The organism is Streptomyces sp. NPDC002870 (genome assembly GCF_042888505.1).
Lineage (GTDB): Bacteria > Actinomycetota > Actinomycetes > Streptomycetales > Streptomycetaceae > Streptomyces.
In genome coordinates, this window is record NZ_JBIAPW010000001.1 from 526,684 (window position 1) to 545,179 (window position 18,496).

An 18,496-nucleotide genomic window follows, 5' to 3' on the forward strand; every position below is an offset into this window, starting at 1 on the left:
GCAGCGAGCGAATCATCAGAAGCCGTGCGCCTGGCGAATGTCGGCCCGAGCCCTGCGAGGGGCGCGCATGAGCCAGACCCGACACGTCCCGGTGATGCTCCAGCGGTGCCTGGACCTGTTGGCCCCGGCGCTGGACCGGCCGGGCGCGGTGGTCGTCGACTGCACCCTGGGCCTCGGTGGACACAGCGAGGCCCTGCTCACGCAGTTCCCCGAGGTACGACTGGTCGCACTCGACCGGGACAAGGAGGCGCTGCGGCTCTCCGGCGAACGGCTCGCCCCCTTCGGCGACCGGGCCACCCTGGTGCACGCCGTCTACGACGAGCTCCCCCAGGTCCTCGAACGACTGAAGATCCCCCGCGTCCAGGGCATCCTGTTCGACCTCGGCGTCTCCTCCATGCAGCTCGACGAGGCGGACCGCGGATTCGCGTACGCCCAGGACGCACCGCTCGACATGCGCATGGACCAGACGACCGGCGTCAGCGCGGCCGAGGTCCTCAACACCTACCCGCCCGGTGAGCTGGTCCGGATCCTGCGCATGTACGGCGAGGAGAAGCAGGCCAAGCGGATCGTCTCCGCGGTCGTACGGGAGCGGGAGAAGGAACCCTTCAGCAACAGCGCCAGGCTCGTCGAGCTGATCCGCAACGCCCTGCCGCAGGCCGCCAAGCGGACCGGTGGCAACCCCGCCAAGCGCACCTTCCAGGCGCTGCGCATCGAGGTCAACGGCGAGCTGACCGTCCTGGAGCACGCCATCCCGGCCGCGGTCGGCGCGCTCGCCGTCGGCGGCCGCATCGCCGTCCTGTCGTACCACTCCCTCGAGGACCGGCTCGTCAAGCAGGTCTTCGCGGCCGGCGCGGCCAACACGGCGCCGCCCGGCCTGCCGGTCGTCCCCGAGGAGTACCAGCCGCGGCTCAAACTGCTGACCCGCGGCGCCGAGCTGCCGACCGAGGAAGAGGTCGCCCAGAACCGCCGCGCGGCGCCGGCGCGGCTCAGGGGAGCGCAGCGCATCCGGGAGGACGTGTGAGCGACGCACGCGCGGCAGCCGGGCCGCCGCCGACGGCGATGGCCGCACCTCCGCGCCGCGCGGGCACAGACGGGGGTACTTCCCCCGGCCGCTCCGGGGGCACCCCCACCCGGGCGTCAGCTCCGGGGGAGAGCGGGGAGAACAGGTGAGCACAGCGGCCAAGCAGCTGAAGGGGCGAGCCGCGCGGCTCGCCGGGCTGATGCCGTCGAGGCCGAGCAGCGCAGCCCGCACCCCCTTCGTCCTGCTGGTCGTGGTGCTCCTCGGCGGCGGGCTGATCACGCTCCTGCTGCTGAACTCCGCGCTCAACCAGGGTTCGTTCAAGCTGAGTGAGCTCAAGCGGAAGACCACCGAACTCACCGACGAGCAGCAGGAGCTGCAACGGGACGTGGACGGCTTCTCCGCCCCCGACGCACTGGAGCGGCGGGCCCGCGAGCTCGGCATGGTGCCCGGCGGCAGCCCCGCCTTCCTCGACCCGGACGGCACGGTCCGCGGCGTGCCCCGCCGGGCCACCGGACAGCCGATCCCGGTCCCCTCACCCCTGGATGTCCCGGACCCGGCAACCCCGGCCCCCTCGCCCTCGCCGACGCAGGCCCTCGCCGCAACCCCGTCGACCCCGGCCGCCATGCCGTCGGCCGACTCGTCTCCGGCCACCCCGCCTCCGGCCCCCCCGCCGTCCGCCGCGCCGCAGTCACAGCAGTCAGCGCCCGCCGGTCAGCCCGCGCCGGCCGCGCCCACCGCGGCGGCCGAGCCGTCGAGCCCGCCCGCGAAGCCGAACCCGACGACCCCCGGCAGGTGACGCAGTGCCCCCCAAGCAACCTCCGCGCCGCCGGGTGCCAGGACCCGCCCGGCGCTCGCCCGCCCGCCCCGCGCCCCGCCGCCCGCGCTCCGGCCCGCGCACCATCAGGCTCGGCAGCCCCCGCCCCCGGCTGCGTCTGGTCAGCCTCGGCCTGACCCTGGTGATGCTGGCCTTCGTCGTACGCCTCCTCCAGGTACAGGCCGTCGACGCGAGCGCGTACGCCGCCAAGGCGGAGAAGAATCGCTACCTCAGCCACAAGCTCACCGCGGAGCGCGGCGAGATCACCGACCGGGCCGGCATCGCACTGGCCACCAGCGTCGACGCATACGACATCACCGCCGACCCGGCGCTGTTCACGCCGAAGGAGAGCAAGGCCCCCGACGCACCGGAACAGGCGGCCGCGCTCCTCGCCCCGATTCTCGGCAAGGACACCGCCGAACTCGCCAAGAAGCTCAAGACCCCGGGGTCCCGCTACACCGTGCTGGCCCGCCGCCAGACCCCGCAGGTGTGGAACCAGATCAAGGACCTCAAGGGCGTCTTCGCCGAGAAGGCCGCGGCCGACAAGCGCAAGGGCGGCCCCGGCGCCAATGCGCTGCTCGGCGTCTTCCAGGAGCCGAGCAGCAAACGCGTCTACCCCAACGGCGATCTCGCCGCCGGGATACTGGGCTTCGTCAACGCCGACGGCCGCGGAGGCGGCGGCGTGGAGTCCATGCTCGACAAGGCCCTCGCAGGCCAGGACGGGCAGATCACCTACGCACAGGCCGGCGGCCGCCGGGTCCCCACCGCGGGCTCCCGCGAGGTCCCCGCCGTCCCCGGCTCCGACATCGAGCTGACCATCGACCGGGACATCCAGTGGGCGGCCCAGGAGGCCATCAGCGCCCAGGTGAGGAAGTCCAAGGCCGATCGCGGCTACGTGATAGTGCAGAACACCCAGACCGGCGAGGTCCTCGCCATGGCCAACGCGCCCGGCTTCGACCCCAACGACATCACCCAGGCCAACTCGGCCGCCATGGGCAACGCCGCACTCCAGGACGCCTACGAACCGGGCTCCACCGCGAAGGTGATGTCGATGGCCGCCGTGCTGGAGGAGAAGGCCGCCACGCCCGGTACGCACGTCGTCGTCCCCAACCGGCTGCACCGCGGCGACCGGCTCTTCAAGGACGACATCGACCACCCCACCTGGTACCTCACGCTCAACGGCGTACTGGCCAAGTCCAGCAACATCGGCACCATCCTGGCGACCGGCCAGCTCGGCGAGACGCAGCGCGAGGCCAACGCGGTGCTCCACTCCTACCTGCGCAAGTTCGGCATCGGCAGACCGACCGGCATCGGCTATCCGGGCGAGACGCCCGGCATCCTCGCCAATCCGCAGGACTGGTCCACCTCGCAGCAGTACACGATCCCCTTCGGCCAGGGCCTCTCCCTCAACGCCATGCAGGCGGCCTCTGTCTACTCGACGATCGCCAACGGCGGCGTACGCATCGAGCCCACCCTGATCCGCGGCACCAAGGGGCCCGACGGCCGCTTCACCCCCGCGCCCGCCCCCGAGAAAACGCGCGTCGTCAGCAAGGAGACCGCCAGGACGCTTGCCACCATGCTGGAGTCGGTCGTCGACGACCAAGAGGGCACCGGCACCAAGGCCCGTATCCCCGGCTACCGCGTCGCGGGCAAGACCGGCACGGCCAACCGCGTCGACCCGGAACTGGGCCGCTACAAGGGCTACACCGCCTCCTTCGCAGGCTTCGCGCCCGCCGACAAGCCACAGATCACCGTCTACTGCGCCATCCAGAACCCCACCAAGGGCAGCTACTTCGGCGGCCAGATCTGCGGGCCGATCTACCGGAAGGTCATGGAGTTCGCTCTGAAGACCGTCCAGGCCGCCCCGACCGGCGCAGACCCCGTCCGGCTGCCCGTCACCTTCAAACCCGGTCAGTGACCCCGAGGAACCACCAGTGACAACGATCACCTCCGATTCCGGGAACCGCCCGGTCCACGGCACTGCCCCGGGCCCCTCACTTCGCCCCGGGCAGGGTGCGCCCGGTACGCTCACCGCCGTGTCACATGCTGATCAGTACCGAACCGCCCAGCAGGACGCCCCCGCGAAGCAGCCGGGTGCGCCCCGTCCGGACCGGCCCCGGCCGACGCCACTTGGGGAGCTGGCCGCCCGGCTGGGTGCGAAGGCTCCCAGTCCCGACGGGGTCCCCGGTGAGGTCACCGGCATCACCCACGACTCGCGGGCGGTACGCCCCGGTGACGTGTACGCCGCCCTGCCCGGCGCCCGCCTCCACGGCGCCGACTTCGTGGCGCAGGCCGCGGACCTCGGAGCGGCCGCGATCCTCACCGACCCGACAGGCGCCGAGCGCGCCGCGGCGACCGGTCTGCCGGTCCTGGTCACCGAGAACCCGCGGGGCCGCATGGGCGAGCTCGCCGCCGAGATCTACGGACAGCCCGGCGAGGCGCTGCTCCAGATCGGCATCACCGGCACCTCCGGCAAGACCACGTCGGCGTATCTCGTCGAAGGCGGGCTGAAGGCGGCGGGCCGCAGCACCGGGCTGATCGGCACGGTCGAGATGCGGATCGGCGACGAGCGCATCAAGTCCGAGCGCACCACCCCAGAAGCCACCGACCTCCAGGCCCTGTTCGCCGTCATGCGCGAGCGCGGCGTCGAGGCGGTCGCCATGGAGGTCTCCAGCCACGCCCTCGTGCTGGGCCGGGTCGACGGCTGCGTCTTCGACGTCGCCGTCTTCAACAACCTCAGCCCCGAGCACATGGAATTCCACTCCGACATGGAGGACTACTTCCAGGCGAAGGCCCAGCTGTTCACGCCGAAGCGCAGCAAGCTCGGGGTCGTCAACTTCGACGACGAGTACGGCCGCAGGCTCCTCAAGGAGGCGTCCGTCCCGGTCACCAGCTTCTCCGCAGAGGGCCACCCGGACGCCGACTGGCGGGCCGAGAACGTTGAGATCAGCGCAGTCGGCTCGGTTTTCACCGCGGTCGGCCCGGGCGGCGAGCGGATCCGCGCCGGGGCCCCGCTGCCCGGCCCGTTCAACGTCGCCAACACCCTGGCCGCCATCGTCACCCTCGCCGTCGCCGGGATCGACCCGCAGACCGCCGCTGACGGCATCGCCGCCGTCCCGGGCGTACCGGGCCGCCTGGAGCGCGTGGACGCGGGCCAGCCGTATCTCGCCGTCGTCGACTACGCCCACAAGACGGACGCCGTCGAATCGGTCCTGCGCTCCCTGCGCAAGGTCACAGAGGGCAAGGTGCACATCGTCCTCGGCTGCGGCGGCGACCGGGATGTGACCAAGCGCGGCTCGATGGGCGCGGCCGCCGCCCGCCTCGCCGACACCGCCGTACTGACCTCCGACAACCCCCGCTCCGAGGACCCCCTCGCGATCCTCGCCGCGATGCTCGCCGGCGCCGCAGAGGTGCCGATCCACGAGCGCGGCGACGTCCTGGTAGAAGCCGACCGGGCCGCGGCCATCGCGGCGGCCGTCGCCCGCGCCCAGCCTGGCGACACCGTGCTGATCGCCGGCAAGGGCCATGAGCAGGGCCAGGACATCGCCGGCGTGGTCCGCCCCTTCGACGACCGCCAGGTCCTGCGCGCCGCCATCGAGAACGCTGCAATCCATAAAGACAGTGGGATGAAGTAGTGATCGCCCTCTCCCTCGCCGAGATCGCCGAAATCGTCGGCGGGCAGTCGTACGACATACCGGATCCGGCCGTGCGGGTCACCGGCCCCGTCGTCATCGACTCCCGCGCGGTGCGGCCCGGCAGTCTCTTCGCCGCCTTCGCCGGCGAGCACGTAGACGGACACGACTACGCCGAGCGCGCCGTCGCGGCGGGTGCGGCAGCGGTGCTGGCCACCCGCCCCGTCGGCGTACCCGCGATCGTCGTGCCCGACGTCACCGTCGCGCTCGGCGCCCTCGCGGGCTCCGTCGTCGAGCGCCTCGGCACCACAGCCATCGCGCTCACCGGCTCCTCGGGCAAGACCAGCACCAAGGACCTCCTCGCCCAGGTCCTGGAGCGCAAGGGCCCCACGGTCTACCCCGCGGGCAATCTGAACAACGAGATCGGCCTGCCGCTGACCGCGCTGCGGGCCGCAGAGGACACCGAGCACCTCGTCCTGGAAATGGGCGCCCGGTACATCGGCGACATCCGCTACCTCACCGGACTCGTACCGCCGAAGGTCGGCCTCGTACTGAACGTCGGCAGCGCCCACATCGGCGAGTTCGGCGGCCGCGAGCAGATCGCCGAGGCCAAAGGCGAGATCGTCGAGTGTCTGCCGAAGGACGGCGTGGCCGTCCTCAACGCCGACGACCCTCTCGTACGCGCCATGGCGACCCGTACCAAAGCCCGGGTCGTCCTCTTCGGAGAGGCCCCGGACGCCGACGTACGCGCCGAGAATGTCCGGCTCACCCGACTAGGACAGCCCGCCTTCACGCTCCAAACCCCCACCGGGTGCAGTGACGTGACCATGCGGCTGTACGGTGAGCACCACGTGTCGAACGCGCTCGCCGCGGCCGCCGTCGCCCATGAGCTGGGCATGTCCGTCGACGAGATCGCCCTCGCGCTCTCCGAGGCGGGCACCCTCTCCCGCTGGCGCATGGAGGTCACCGAGCGTCCGGACGGCGTGACGATCGTCAATGACGCCTACAACGCGAACCCCGAGTCCATGCGAGCCGCCCTTCGTGCGCTCGCGGCCATGGGCAAAGGGCGCCGTACGTGGGCGGTGCTCGGCCAGATGGCCGAGCTCGGCGACGAAGCGCTCGCCGAGCACGACGCGGTCGGACGGCTTGCCGTCCGGCTCAACGTCAGCAAGCTCGTCGCAGTCGGGGGCAGGGAAGCGTCCTGGTTGCAACTGGGCGCATATAACGAGGGTTCGTGGGGTGAGGAGTCGGTGCACGTGTCCGACGCGCAGGCGGCGGTCGACCTGTTGCGCAGTGAGCTGCGTCCGGGAGACGTCGTGCTGGTGAAGGCTTCCAGATCGGTCGGTCTGGAGCGGGTTGCACAGGCGCTTCTCGAGGGTGAGGGTGCCGTCCGATGAGGCAGATCCTCTTCGCGGGAGCCATTGGGCTCTTCCTGACCCTGGTCGGCACCCCGCTGCTGATCAAACTCCTGGCCCGCAAGGGATACGGGCAGTTCATCCGGGACGACGGCCCGCGCAGCCACGGCAGCAAGCAGGGCACGCCCACCATGGGCGGCATCTCCTTCATCCTGGCCACGCTGATCGCGTACGCCCTCGCCAAGGTGATCACCGGCGAGGACCCGACGTTCTCGGGTGTGCTGGTGCTCTTCCTGATGGCGGGCATGGGCCTGGTCGGCTTCCTGGACGACTACATCAAGATCGTCAAGCAGCGCTCGCTCGGTCTGCGGGCCAAGGCCAAAATGGCCGGGCAGCTGATCGTCGGCATCGCCTTCGCCGTGCTGTCACTGCAGTTCGCCGACAGTCGTCACCAGACCCCCGCCTCCACCAAGCTGTCCTTCATCACGGACTTCGGCTGGTCGATCGGCCCGGTGCTGTTCGTCGTCTGGGCGCTGTTCATGATTCTCGCGATGTCGAACGGCGTGAATCTGACGGACGGTCTGGACGGCCTGGCCACCGGCGCGTCGGTGATGGTCTTCGGCGCCTACACCTTCATCGGGCTGTGGCAGTTCCAGGAGTCCTGCGCCAACGCGGTGACGCTGACCAACCCCAACGCCTGCTTCGAGGTACGCGATCCGCTCGACCTCGCGGTCGTCGCCTCTGCCCTGATGGGTTCCTGCTTCGGCTTTCTGTGGTGGAACACCTCGCCCGCCAAGATCTTCATGGGCGACACAGGGTCGCTCGCACTCGGCGGAGCGCTCGCGGGTCTGGCGATCTGCTCCCGTACGGAACTCCTGCTGGCCCTCCTCGGCGGTCTCTTCGTCCTGATCACCATGTCCGTGGTCATCCAGGTCGGCTCCTTCAAGATGACCGGCAAGCGGGTCTTCCGGATGGCGCCGCTGCAGCACCACTTCGAACTCAAGGGGTGGTCGGAAGTCCTTGTGGTGGTCCGCTTCTGGATCATCCAGGGCATGTGCGTCATCGTGGGTCTGGGCCTCTTCTACGCGGGATGGGCAGCCGAAAAGTGAGCACCTGGCAGGGCAAGAAGGTCACGGTCGCGGGCCTGGGCGTGAGCGGTATCCCCGCCGCCCGGGTACTGCACGGCCTCGGCGTCGTCGTCACGGTCGTCAACGACGGGGACGACGAGCGCTCCCGTGCGCAGGCGGCCGAACTGGAGGCGGAGGGCATCACCGTCCGCCTCGGCGACGGTGCGACCTTGCCCGCCGGGACCGAACTCATCGTCACCACGCCCGGCTGGAAGCCGGACAAGCCGCTCTTCGCGGCCGCCGCAGAGGCGGGCGTCCCGGTATGGGGCGACGTCGAACTGGCGTGGCGGCTGCGGGGTCGGGACGGCAGAAAAGCAGCGCCCTGGCTCGCGGTCACCGGCACCAACGGCAAGACCACGACCGTACGGATGCTCGCCTCGATCCTCGAGGCCGCGGGTCTGCGCACAGCGGCCGTCGGCAACATCGGCGTCTCGCTGCTCGACGCGGTCCTCGGCGACGAGGAGTACGACGTACTCGCCGTCGAACTCTCCAGCTACCAGCTGCACTGGGCGCCCTCGCTGCGCGCCCACTCCGCCGCCGTGCTCAACATCGCGCCGGACCACCTCGACTGGCACGGCTCCATGGAGGCGTACACCGCCGACAAGGGCCGGATCTACGCAGGCAACACCGTCGCCTGCGTCTACAACGCCGCCGACAAGGCGACCGAGGACCTGGTGCGCGAGGCGGACGTCGAGGAGGGCTGCCGGGCGATCGGCTTCACCCTCGCCGCGCCGGGGCCCTCCCAGGTCGGAGTCGTCGAGGGGATCCTGGTCGACCGCGCCTTCGTGGACAACCGGCAGCAGCAGGCCCAGGAGCTCGCCGAGGTCGCGGACGTCAACCCGCCGGCCCCGCACAACATCGCCAACGCGCTGGCGGCCGCGGCGCTGGCCCGTGCGTACGGCGTCCCGCCCGCAGCCGTACGCGACGGACTGCGCGCCTTCCGCCCCGACCCGCACCGCATCGAGAAGGTTGCCGACGTCGCCGGTGTCGCGTACATCGACGACTCCAAGGCCACCAACACCCATGCCGCCCAGGCGTCCCTGGCGGCCTACGAGCCCATCGTGTGGATCGCCGGCGGCCTGGCCAAGGGCGCGGTTTTCGACGAACTCGTCGACAAGTCGGCAAATCGCCTGCGCGGTGTCGTACTGATCGGCGCGGACCGCGCACTGATCCGCGAAGCCCTGCTGCGACACGCCCCTCAGGTCCCTGTCGTCGACCTCGACCGGACAGACACTGGGGCGATGTCGGCGGCGGTCCTGGAAGCAGCGCGGCTCGCCCGGCCGGGGGACACGGTTCTGCTGGCTCCGGCCTGCGCCTCGATGGACATGTTCGTCAACTACAACAAGCGAGGCGAGGCGTTCGCGGCCGCGGTCCGCGCACTCGCCGCCGAGCCCGCCTGACCGGGCCGCCCCCGTGCCGTGCGTCCCGGGGGCCGCCCGGGATTCCGGCGGCCGCACCAGGCACGACTGGAGGGGACAGCGAGCATGTCGGCCGATGACACCGCCGCCGCCCGGAGCGCGGCCCGCCCGATCCTCGGCGCCGCGGTACTCCCGCTGGGGGTCCTTCCACGGCCCCAGGGCGTAGGGGGAGTGTCCTCAATCGCCGGACGGGCTGAAAAATGGTGGGGGTCCCGCCCCGCCCCTCGGGGCGTAGGGGGAGGAGCCCCAGCCGGGCTGGGGCCCGCTCTCGCCGGTCCGGCGACGGCCCTCGCCGGGCTCGCGCTGCGCGGCCGGGCCGGGGGAACCGTGCGACGGCCGCCCGCCGCCGGTGGCGCCCGCGAGCCCAGCGATCCGCGGCGGCCCCGGGGCGGCGGCGTACGAAGGCTGTACGAGCAGGCCCGCCGGGCCTGGGACCGCCCGCTGACGGGCTACTACCTGATCCTCGGCAGCAGCCTGCTGATCACCGTGCTGGGTCTGGTGATGGTCTACTCCGCCTCGATGATCAAGGCGCTCGAGCTGTCGCTCCCGGCCTCGTACTTCTTCCGCAAGCAGTTCCTCGCCGCCGTCCTCGGCACCGGACTGCTGCTGCTCGCGTCCCGGATGCCGGCCAAGCTCCACCGCGCGCTGGCCTACCCGCTCCTGATGGGCACCGTCTTTCTGATGGTGCTTGTCCAGATCCCCGGGATAGGGCATGCGGTCAACGGCAACCAGAACTGGATCTACCTCGGCGGACCGTTCCAGCTCCAGCCCAGTGAGTTCGGCAAGCTGGGGCTGATCCTGTGGGGCGCCGATCTGCTCGCCCGCAAACAGGACAAACGGCTGCTGACCCAGTGGAAGCACATGCTGGTGCCGCTCGTCCCGGTCGCCTTTCTGCTGCTCGGCCTGATCATGCTCGGCGGCGACATGGGTACGGCGATCATCCTCACCGCGATCCTCTTCGGACTGTTGTGGCTGGCCGGAGCGCCGACCCGGCTTTTCGCGGGGGTGCTGGCGGTCGCCGCTCTCGTCGGTGTCATGCTCATCAAGACGAACGAGAACCGGATGTCCCGGCTCTTCTGCGTCGGCGCGATCGACCTCGGCCCCCAGGGCGAGTGCTGGCAGGCCGTCCACGGCATCTATGCTCTTGCCTCCGGCGGATGGTTCGGTTCCGGTCTCGGCGCAAGTGTGGAAAAATGGGGTCAACTCCCAGAACCCCACACCGATTTCATCTTCGCCATCGCGGGGGAGGAGCTGGGGCTGGCGGGGACGCTGTCGGTGCTCGCTCTCTTCGCGGCTCTAGGCTATGCGGGTATCCGCGTGGCCGGACGCACGGAGGACCCCTTCGTGAGGTATGCCGCGGGAGGCGTGACCACCTGGATCACGGCCCAGGCCGTGGTCAACATTGGTGCGGTGCTCGGTCTGCTGCCGATTGCCGGTGTCCCGCTCCCGCTGTTCTCCTACGGAGGGTCGGCCCTGCTGCCGACCATGTTCGCGGTCGGGCTGCTGATCGCCTTCGCGCGAGAGGATCCCGCCGCGAAGGCGGCCCTGGCCATGCGGAGGCCCGGGGTGAGATGGAAGACGATGAGGCGGCGCGTCAAGAAGCGTCCGTCCGGAGAGCGGTGAATTTCGGTGCATGTCGTACTCGCCGGTGGGGGGACCGCCGGCCACATCGAGCCCGCGCTCGCCCTCGCGGACGCCCTGCGCAGGCAGGACCCGGCCGTGGGAATCACGGCGCTGGGCACGGAGAAGGGGCTCGAGACCAGGCTCGTGCCCGAGCGCGGCTACGAGCTGGCGCTCATTCCCGCCGTTCCGCTGCCGCGCAAACCCACCCCTGAGCTGATCACCGTCCCCGGACGGCTGCGCGGCACCATCAAGGCCGCCGAGCAGATCCTGGAGCGTACGAAGGCGGACTGCGTCGTCGGCTTCGGCGGCTATGTCGCGCTGCCCGGCTATCTGGCCGCCAAGCGGCTCGGGGTGCCCATCGTGGTCCACGAGGCCAACGCGCGCCCCGGCCTGGCCAACAAGATCGGCTCGCGGTACGCCGCGGGCGTGGCCGTCGCCACGCCGGACAGCAAGCTGCGCAACTCCCGCTACATCGGCATCCCGCTGCGCCACACCATCGCCACCCTCGACCGCGCACGGGTGCGCCCCGAGGCGCGTGCCGCCTTCGGTCTGGACCCCAACCTGCCCACCCTGCTGGTCTCCGGCGGCTCGCAGGGCGCCCGCCGCCTCAACGAGGTGATCCAGCAGATCGCGCCGGTGCTTCAGCGCTCCGGCATCCAGATCCTGCACGCGGTCGGCCCGAAGAACGAACTGCCGCGCGTGGACAACATGCCCGGTATGCCGCCCTACATCCCGGTACCGTACGTGGACCGGATGGATCTCGCGTACGCCGCGGCCGACATGATGCTCTGCCGCGCGGGCGCGATGACCGTCGCCGAGCTCTCCGCCGTCGGGCTCCCCGCCGCCTACGTACCCCTGCCGATCGGCAACGGTGAACAGCGGTTGAACGCCCAGCCGGTGGTGAAGGCCGGCGGCGGACTGCTGGTCGACGACGCCGAACTGACCCCCGCGTGGGTCCAGGGCAATGTCCTTCCGGTGCTCGCCGATCCGCACCGGCTGTACGAGATGTCCCGTGCCGCCGCCGAGTTCGGCCGCAGGGACGCCGACGACCTGCTCGTCGGCATGGTGTACGAGGCGATCGCTGCACGCCGCCAGGCGTAAGAAGGGCAGGGGAGCGTGGCCGGACCGACCACCGCCGAACGCGGGGCGAGCAAGTCCCCTGGCGGGAGCGCGGGGTCGGCCCGCCCTCCCCGCCAGGGCTCCCCGGCCCGTCGGCTGCGTCTCCCCGGCCGCCGCGCGCTGCTGATCGTCGCCGCCGCGATCCTGCTCGTCGCGGGCGGAATCTGGGTGCTTTACGGCTCCTCGTGGCTGCGTGCGGAACGTGTCACGACATCGGGCACCGAGGTTCTGACGCGGGGCGAAGTGATGGCCGCGGCCGCTGTTCCGGTCGGTGCGCCGCTGATTTCCGTCGATACGGACGCCATTGAGGCCCGTCTCAGGCATAAGCTGCCCCGTATCGACTCGGTGGATGTCGTTCGGTCATGGCCGCGCGGGATCGATCTCAAAGTGACTGAGCGAAAGCCCGTGCTGCTCATCGAAAAGGGCGCAAAGTTCATCGAAGTGGACGCGAAGGGCGTCCGGTTCGCCACGGTGGACAAGGCCCCCAAGGCTGTTCCGCTACTCGAATTGACAGTGGATCAGTCCCCGAGTCTGCGCCGTTTCGGCGCGGACAGACTCCTTGCCGAGGCGGTACGTGTCAGGGGCGAACTCCCCGGAGAAGTCGTCGCGGACACAAGAGCCGTCGCGGTCCGCTCGTACGACTACATCACCGTGGAGTTGAGTCGGGACCGCACGGTCGTCTGGGGCAGCGCGGAGGACGGCGAGGCGAAGGCGCGCGCTCTGACCGCACTGATGAAAGCCGCGCCGAAGGCCCGGCACTTCGATGTAAGTGCGCCCACCGCCCCTGCCGCATCGAGGAGTTGACGTCCAAATGTGCTGGCCAGCCCCCTGGTTGGTCAGCGCAACGGCTGATCACATAGGGTGAAAAGAAAAACGGGAGGTTCGGCGTGTTCGTTGAACGTGCGCCACTTGTCGACTTAGTGTCCTGTTCGGAAGAGTCCAGCGAACAGACACACTGGTAACCCTAAACTTCAACGTTAGGGTTTGGGTCGGCGTTTCGGACCGTCCCATCGGCATCCGTCGTCGCGGCGCGGCAACCAACGCGAAGCGACGACACGTAACTCGAGGCGAGAGGCCTTCGACGTGGCAGCACCGCAGAACTACCTCGCAGTCATCAAGGTCATCGGTGTCGGCGGCGGTGGTGTCAATGCCATCAACCGAATGATCGAGGTCGGTCTCAAGGGCGTCGAGTTCATCGCGATCAACACTGATGCGCAAGCCCTGTTGATGAGCGACGCCGACGTCAAGCTCGACGTCGGTCGTGAACTCACCCGCGGCCTGGGGGCCGGAGCCAACCCCGCAGTCGGTCGCAAGGCGGCAGAGGACCACCGTGAGGAGATCGAGGAGGTCCTCAAGGGGGCCGACATGGTCTTCGTCACCGCCGGCGAAGGCGGCGGCACCGGAACCGGTGGCGCACCCGTCGTCGCCAACATCGCGCGCACGCTGGGCGCCCTCACGATCGGAGTGGTCACCCGCCCGTTCACCTTCGAGGGCCGCCGCCGCGCCAACCAGGCGGAGGACGGCATCGCTGAGCTCCGTGAAGAGGTCGACACCCTCATCGTGATCCCGAACGACCGCCTGCTGTCCATCTCGGACCGCCAGGTGAGCGTGCTGGACGCCTTCAAGTCCGCGGACCAGGTGCTCCTGTCAGGTGTCCAGGGCATCACCGACCTGATCACCACCCCCGGCCTGATCAACCTCGACTTCGCAGACGTCAAGTCCGTGATGTCCGAGGCGGGATCGGCGCTCATGGGCATCGGCTCGGCCCGCGGCGACGACCGCGCGGTGGCCGCCGCCGAGATGGCGATCTCCTCGCCGCTGCTGGAGGCCTCCATCGACGGCGCCCGCGGGGTGCTGCTCTCCATCTCCGGCGGCTCGGACCTCGGTCTCTTCGAGATCAACGAGGCGGCCCAGCTGGTGAGCGAGGCCGCCCACCCCGAGGCCAACATCATCTTCGGCGCGGTCATCGACGACGCCCTGGGCGACGAGGTACGGGTCACGGTCATCGCGGCCGGCTTCGACGGCGGACAGCCGCCGACCCGCCGGGAGACGGTTCTGGGCTCCAGTACGAGCAAGCGCGAGGACCCGCCGTCCACCGCGTCCCGCTCCACGGATCCCTCGCGTTCGTCCGGACTCGGCACGGTGCCGACCCGCGAAGAGCCCTCGGCCCCGGCCGAGTCCGTTCCGGTTGCGAACGATCTGAACTCCCCGGCCTCCGGACACGGGGTGCCGCCGGCTCGTCCGTACCAGGACAGCCAGGCAGAAGAGCTGGATGTCCCGGACTTCTTGAAGTGACAGTGCAGCACGACGCGATACACGAGAGCGGCGCGCACTTCGCCTTCACCGACCGGTGGGGCGGGGTGAGCGCCGTTCCGTACGAGGAGCTCAACCTCGGCGGAGCGGTCGGCGACAACCGGGAGGTGGTGCTGACCAACCGCGCGATCGCGGCGAAGGAACTGGGGCTCGACCCGGACGAGATCGTGTGGATGAACCAGGTCCACGGCAAGGATGTCGCCGAGGTCGACGGGCCCTGGGGCGACGGGCCGGTACCGGCGGTGGACGGTGTGGTCACCGCGCGGCGGGGGCTCGCGCTCGCCGTACTGACCGCGGACTGCACCCCCGTACTGCTGGCCGATCCGGTCGCGGGCGTGGTGGCCGCCGCGCACGCGGGCCGTCCCGGAATGGTCGCGGGGATCGTGCCCGCGACCGTCGAGGCGATGAAGTCGCTGGGCGCGGAGCCCGCCCGGATCATCGCCCGTACCGGACCCGCCGTCTGCGGACGCTGCTACGAAGTCCCTGATCAGATGCGATCGGAAGTGGCCGCGGCCGAACCGGCGGCCTGGTCCGAGACCAGCTGGGGCACCCCGGCCGTCGACGTCACCGCCGCAGTCCACGCCCAGCTCGAAGCGCTCGGGGTACGGGACCGGCAGCGTTCGCCGGTGTGCACACTGGAATCGCCGGACCACTACTCGTACCGCCGCGACCGCACCACGGGGCGGCTCGCCGGATATGTCTGGCTGGCTGTGCCTTCCCGGGGAACGACCCCCGGACCCCCGGCAGGAGAGACCCGAGCATGACGGACCGCAGAACTGAACTCGCCGACAGTCTGACGGCAGTGGAGGAACGTATCGCCTCCGCCTGCGCGGCCGCCAGCCGCAAGCGGGAAGAGGTGACCCTCGTCGTGGTCACCAAGACCTACCCGGCGAGTGATGTGCGACTGCTCCATGAACTCGGTGTGCTTCATGTGGCCGAGAACCGTGATCAGGACGCTGCGCCGAAAGCTGCAGCCTGTTCGGATCTGGACCTCCGCTGGCACTTTGTCGGGCAGTTGCAGACCAACAAGGTCCGTTCCGTGGCGAGTTATGCCGATGTCGTGCAATCTGTCGACCGGCTCAAGCTCGTCACTTCGCTGTCCGCCGCCGCGGTTCGCGCCGAGCGCGAGCTGGGCTGCCTGATTCAGGTGGCGCTGGACGCGGAGTCGGGCGAGCGGGGGGAGCGCGGAGGCGTCGCACCGGACGGCATCGATGAGTTGGCCGTCGCGATCGACGGAGCGCCGGGACTGCGGCTGGACGGTCTGATGACTGTCGCGCCGCTCGCCGGACCGTATGCGGGACGGCAACAGGCGGCGTTCGAGCGGCTGATGGAATTGTCATCCAGCCTGCGCGCCGGGCATCCGGCTGCGAACATGGTGTCAGCAGGGATGAGTGCGGACCTCGAACAAGCGGTGGCGGCCGGAGCGACACATGTGCGCGTCGGCACTGCGGTACTCGGAGTCCGACCCCGGCTCGGGTAACGTCGCCAAGCAAGTCGGACCACAGCAGAAAATATGGTCATTCCCGTCAAATACGGGCAGACCGAGTGGATCGCGGGCACTTGGTGACGAATGCCGATCCACCACAGAGCGGAGGACTCAGAGAATGGCCGGCGCGATGCGCAAGATGGCGGTCTACCTCGGCCTCGTGGAGGACGATGGATACGACGGCCGGGGTTTCGATCCCGATGACGATTTCGAACCCGAGCCGGAGCCCGAGCGGGACCACCGGCGGCACCAGCCCCCGCACCAGGTGGAGCGGGAGGAGCCGATGCGGGTGGTACAGCCGCCCGCGCAGCGCGAGCCGCTTCCGCTTCCCGCTGAAAGTGGACGTCCGGCACGAATCGCCCCCGTGGCATCCATCACACCTGAACGTCCGAGCCTGGAGAAGAACGCACCGGTGATCATGCCCAAAGTTGTGTCCGAGCGGGAGCCTTACCGCATCACCACACTGCACCCGCGGACCTACAACGAGGCCCGTACCATCGGGGAACACTTCCGCGAGGGCACCCCGGTGATCATGAACCTCACGGAGATGGACGACACCGATGCGAAGCGACTTGTCGACTTTGCCGCGGGACTCGTCTTCGGTTTGCATGGCAGCATTGAGCGGGTGACGCAGAAGGTGTTCCTGTTGTCGCCTGCTAACGTCGATGTCACGGCGGAGGACAAGGCCCGCATCGCAGAGGGCGGGTTCTTCAACCAGAGCTGAGAAATACGAGACCGGAACGACCCGGCCGAGAGGCCGGTGACCCGGCCGAGAGGCCGGTGACACGAGAGCCAGGGGAGAGGGAAGCGCGGGATGGGCGTCGCTTTGGATGTGATCTACATCGCGCTGATGTGCTTCCTGGTCGTGTTGATCTTCCGGCTGGTCATGGACTACGTCTTCCAGTTCGCCCGCTCATGGCAACCCGGCAAGGCGATGGTGGTCGTTCTGGAGGCCACCTACACTGTCACCGATCCACCGCTCAAGCTTCTGCGGCGGTTCATTCCGCCGTTGCGTCTCGGGGGCGTGGCACTCGACCTGTCCTTCTTCGTTCTGATGATCATCGTTTACATCCTGATCTCTGTCGTGAACAGCGTGGGGAACTGATGTGAGCGATACGGTCTTGCCGACTGCCGACGACTACGTAGAGGTGAAGAAGAGATGCCGCTGAGCCCCGAGGACGTGCGGAACAAGCAGTTCACGACCGTCCGCCTCCGAGAAGGCTATGACGAGGACGAGGTCGATGCCTTCCTCGACGAGGTCGAGTCCGAACTGACCCGCCTGCTCCGCGAGAACGAGGACCTGCGCGCCAAGCTGGCCGCGGCGACGCGTGCGGCCGCGCAGAACCAGCAGCAGCAGGGCATGCGCAAGCCGCCGGAGCAGCAGGACGGCCGTGGTCCGGGGGCTCCGGTGCCCGCCGCCATATCCGGACCGCCGGTCCAGCAGCAGCCCCCGCAGATGGGTCCGCCCCAGCTGCCCGGTGGTGCTCCGCAGCTGCCCGCCGGTCCCAGCCATGGCGGTCCGCAGGGCCCGCACGGCCCCGGCCCGATGCAGGGCGGTCCCATGGGTGGCCCGATGGGCGGCCCCATGGGCGGTCACGGTCCGCAGATGGGACAGCCCGGTCAGGGCCCCGGCGGCGACAGCGCCGCGCGGGTGCTCTCGCTGGCGCAGCAGACCGCCGACCAGGCGATCGCGGAGGCCCGTTCCGAGGCCAACAAGATCGTCGGCGAGGCGCGCAGCCGCGCCGAGGGCCTGGAGCGCGACGCCCGCGCCAAGGCGGACGCTCTTGAGCGGGACGCCCAGGAGAAGCACCGCGTCGCGATGGGCTCGCTGGAGTCCGCGCGTGCCACGCTGGAGCGCAAGGTCGAGGACCTGCGAGGCTTCGAGCGCGAGTACCGCACCCGGCTGAAGTCGTACCTGGAGAGCCAGCTGCGTCAGCTGGAGACCCAGGCCGACGACTCGCTGGCCCCGCCGCGCAGCCCGTCCGCGCCTTCGCTGCCGTCGGCTCCGTCGATGGCTCCGGCCGGTGCGGGTGCGATGGGTCACACCATGGGCGGCAACCAGTCGATGGGGCAGCCGATGGGTGGCAACCCGTCCATGGGCGGCGCGCCGTCGTACGGCGGCCAGCAGCAGATGTCGCCGGCGATGACCCAGCCGATGGCACCGGTGCGGCCGCAGGCTCCGCAGCCGATGCAGCAGGCGCCGTCGCCGATGCGTGGGTTCCTGATCGACGAGGACGACAACTGACGGCGGGTCGCGCGTATCGCGCGTAGCCGTCGGCAGGCTGAGGGCCGGGCCCGGGACATCTGTCCCGGGCCCGGCCCTTTTTGTGCGCGGGGGTGGGGGGTGGCGCGCCTGCGGCGGGCTTGTTCCCCACCCCCCTTCCCGTAACTGGGGGCAAGCCCCCAGACCCCCGTACGCGCTTCGCGCGTGTCCTCAATCGCCGGAGGGGGGGGGGGGGGGGGGGCCCCCCCCCCCCCCCCCCCCCCCCGCGGGGGGGGGGGGGGGGGGGGGGGGGGCCCCCACCCCGGGGGGGGGGGGGGGGGGGGGGCCCAAACCCCCCCCCCCCCGCCCCCCCCCCCCCCCCGGC

General features: G+C 70.3%; 16 protein-coding genes. All 16 read left to right on the plus strand.

The features are described from left to right. Positions 1-67: 67 nt before the first annotated feature. The 16 genes from rsmH to ACFYWY_RS02450 all read left to right on the plus strand — a co-directional run bounded on the left by rsmH (position 68) and on the right by ACFYWY_RS02450 (position 18,153). On the plus strand, positions 68-1,021 hold the full coding sequence (rsmH, locus tag ACFYWY_RS02375) for a 16S rRNA (cytosine(1402)-N(4))-methyltransferase RsmH (protein WP_389178323.1): 954 nt from the start codon (positions 68-70) through the stop codon (positions 1,019-1,021). A gap of 145 nt (positions 1,022-1,166) precedes the next feature. Further along, positions 1,167-1,817, plus strand: a complete 651-nt coding sequence (locus ACFYWY_RS02380) for a septum formation initiator family protein (protein ID WP_389178326.1) — start codon at positions 1,167-1,169, stop codon at positions 1,815-1,817. Positions 1,818-1,821: 4 nt separating this feature from the next. After that, the gene (locus ACFYWY_RS02385; protein ID WP_389178329.1) at positions 1,822-3,753 is read left to right on the plus strand and encodes a peptidoglycan D,D-transpeptidase FtsI family protein; all 1,932 of its coding nucleotides are present in this window, start codon (positions 1,822-1,824) and stop codon (positions 3,751-3,753) included. 16 nt (positions 3,754-3,769) lie between these two features. Then, positions 3,770-5,470, plus strand: a complete 1,701-nt coding sequence (locus tag ACFYWY_RS02390) for a UDP-N-acetylmuramoyl-L-alanyl-D-glutamate--2,6-diaminopimelate ligase (protein WP_389178332.1) — start codon at positions 3,770-3,772, stop codon at positions 5,468-5,470. Next, complete coding sequence (gene murF / locus ACFYWY_RS02395; protein ID WP_389178335.1) at positions 5,470-6,864, plus strand: UDP-N-acetylmuramoyl-tripeptide--D-alanyl-D-alanine ligase; 1,395 nt, start codon at positions 5,470-5,472, stop codon at positions 6,862-6,864. The genes ACFYWY_RS02390 and murF overlap by 1 nt, the downstream gene beginning before the upstream one ends. Beyond that, entirely contained in the window at positions 6,861-7,931 is a 1,071-nt protein-coding gene (gene mraY, locus ACFYWY_RS02400) for a phospho-N-acetylmuramoyl-pentapeptide-transferase (RefSeq protein ID WP_389178338.1), read from the plus strand. Before murF ends, mraY begins: the two co-directional genes overlap by 4 nt. After that, entirely contained in the window at positions 7,913-9,349 is a 1,437-nt protein-coding gene (gene murD, locus ACFYWY_RS02405) for a UDP-N-acetylmuramoyl-L-alanine--D-glutamate ligase (protein ID WP_389178341.1), read from the plus strand. Before mraY ends, murD begins: the two co-directional genes overlap by 19 nt. A 321-nt stretch (positions 9,350-9,670) precedes the next feature. Beyond that, on the plus strand, positions 9,671-10,990 hold the full coding sequence (gene ftsW / locus ACFYWY_RS02410; protein WP_389178429.1) for a putative lipid II flippase FtsW: 1,320 nt from the start codon (positions 9,671-9,673) through the stop codon (positions 10,988-10,990). Positions 10,991-10,996: 6 nt separating this feature from the next. Next, on the plus strand, positions 10,997-12,091 hold the full coding sequence (murG, locus tag ACFYWY_RS02415) for an undecaprenyldiphospho-muramoylpentapeptide beta-N-acetylglucosaminyltransferase (protein ID WP_389178344.1): 1,095 nt from the start codon (positions 10,997-10,999) through the stop codon (positions 12,089-12,091). Between the two features lie 15 nt (positions 12,092-12,106). Continuing rightward, complete coding sequence (locus tag ACFYWY_RS02420) at positions 12,107-12,913, plus strand: cell division protein FtsQ/DivIB (RefSeq protein ID WP_389178347.1); 807 nt, start codon at positions 12,107-12,109, stop codon at positions 12,911-12,913. 279 nt (positions 12,914-13,192) lie between these two features. Continuing rightward, positions 13,193-14,404 (plus strand): cell division protein FtsZ, encoded by a 1,212-nt coding sequence (ftsZ, locus tag ACFYWY_RS02425; protein WP_389178350.1) that lies wholly within the window; start codon positions 13,193-13,195, stop codon positions 14,402-14,404. Continuing rightward, positions 14,401-15,186, plus strand: a complete 786-nt coding sequence (gene pgeF / locus ACFYWY_RS02430) for a peptidoglycan editing factor PgeF (protein WP_389178353.1) — start codon at positions 14,401-14,403, stop codon at positions 15,184-15,186. The genes ftsZ and pgeF overlap by 4 nt, the downstream gene beginning before the upstream one ends. Then, positions 15,183-15,902, plus strand: a complete 720-nt coding sequence (locus ACFYWY_RS02435) for a YggS family pyridoxal phosphate-dependent enzyme (RefSeq protein ID WP_389178356.1) — start codon at positions 15,183-15,185, stop codon at positions 15,900-15,902. The genes pgeF and ACFYWY_RS02435 overlap by 4 nt, the downstream gene beginning before the upstream one ends. Before the next feature lie 124 nt (positions 15,903-16,026). After that, entirely contained in the window at positions 16,027-16,632 is a 606-nt protein-coding gene (locus ACFYWY_RS02440; protein ID WP_389178359.1) for a cell division protein SepF, read from the plus strand. A gap of 90 nt (positions 16,633-16,722) precedes the next feature. After that, entirely contained in the window at positions 16,723-17,013 is a 291-nt protein-coding gene (locus tag ACFYWY_RS02445; RefSeq protein ID WP_389178362.1) for a YggT family protein, read from the plus strand. A 54-nt stretch (positions 17,014-17,067) separates the two neighbouring features. Further along, positions 17,068-18,153, plus strand: a complete 1,086-nt coding sequence (locus ACFYWY_RS02450; RefSeq protein ID WP_389178365.1) for a DivIVA domain-containing protein — start codon at positions 17,068-17,070, stop codon at positions 18,151-18,153. Positions 18,154-18,496 lie beyond the last annotated feature (343 nt).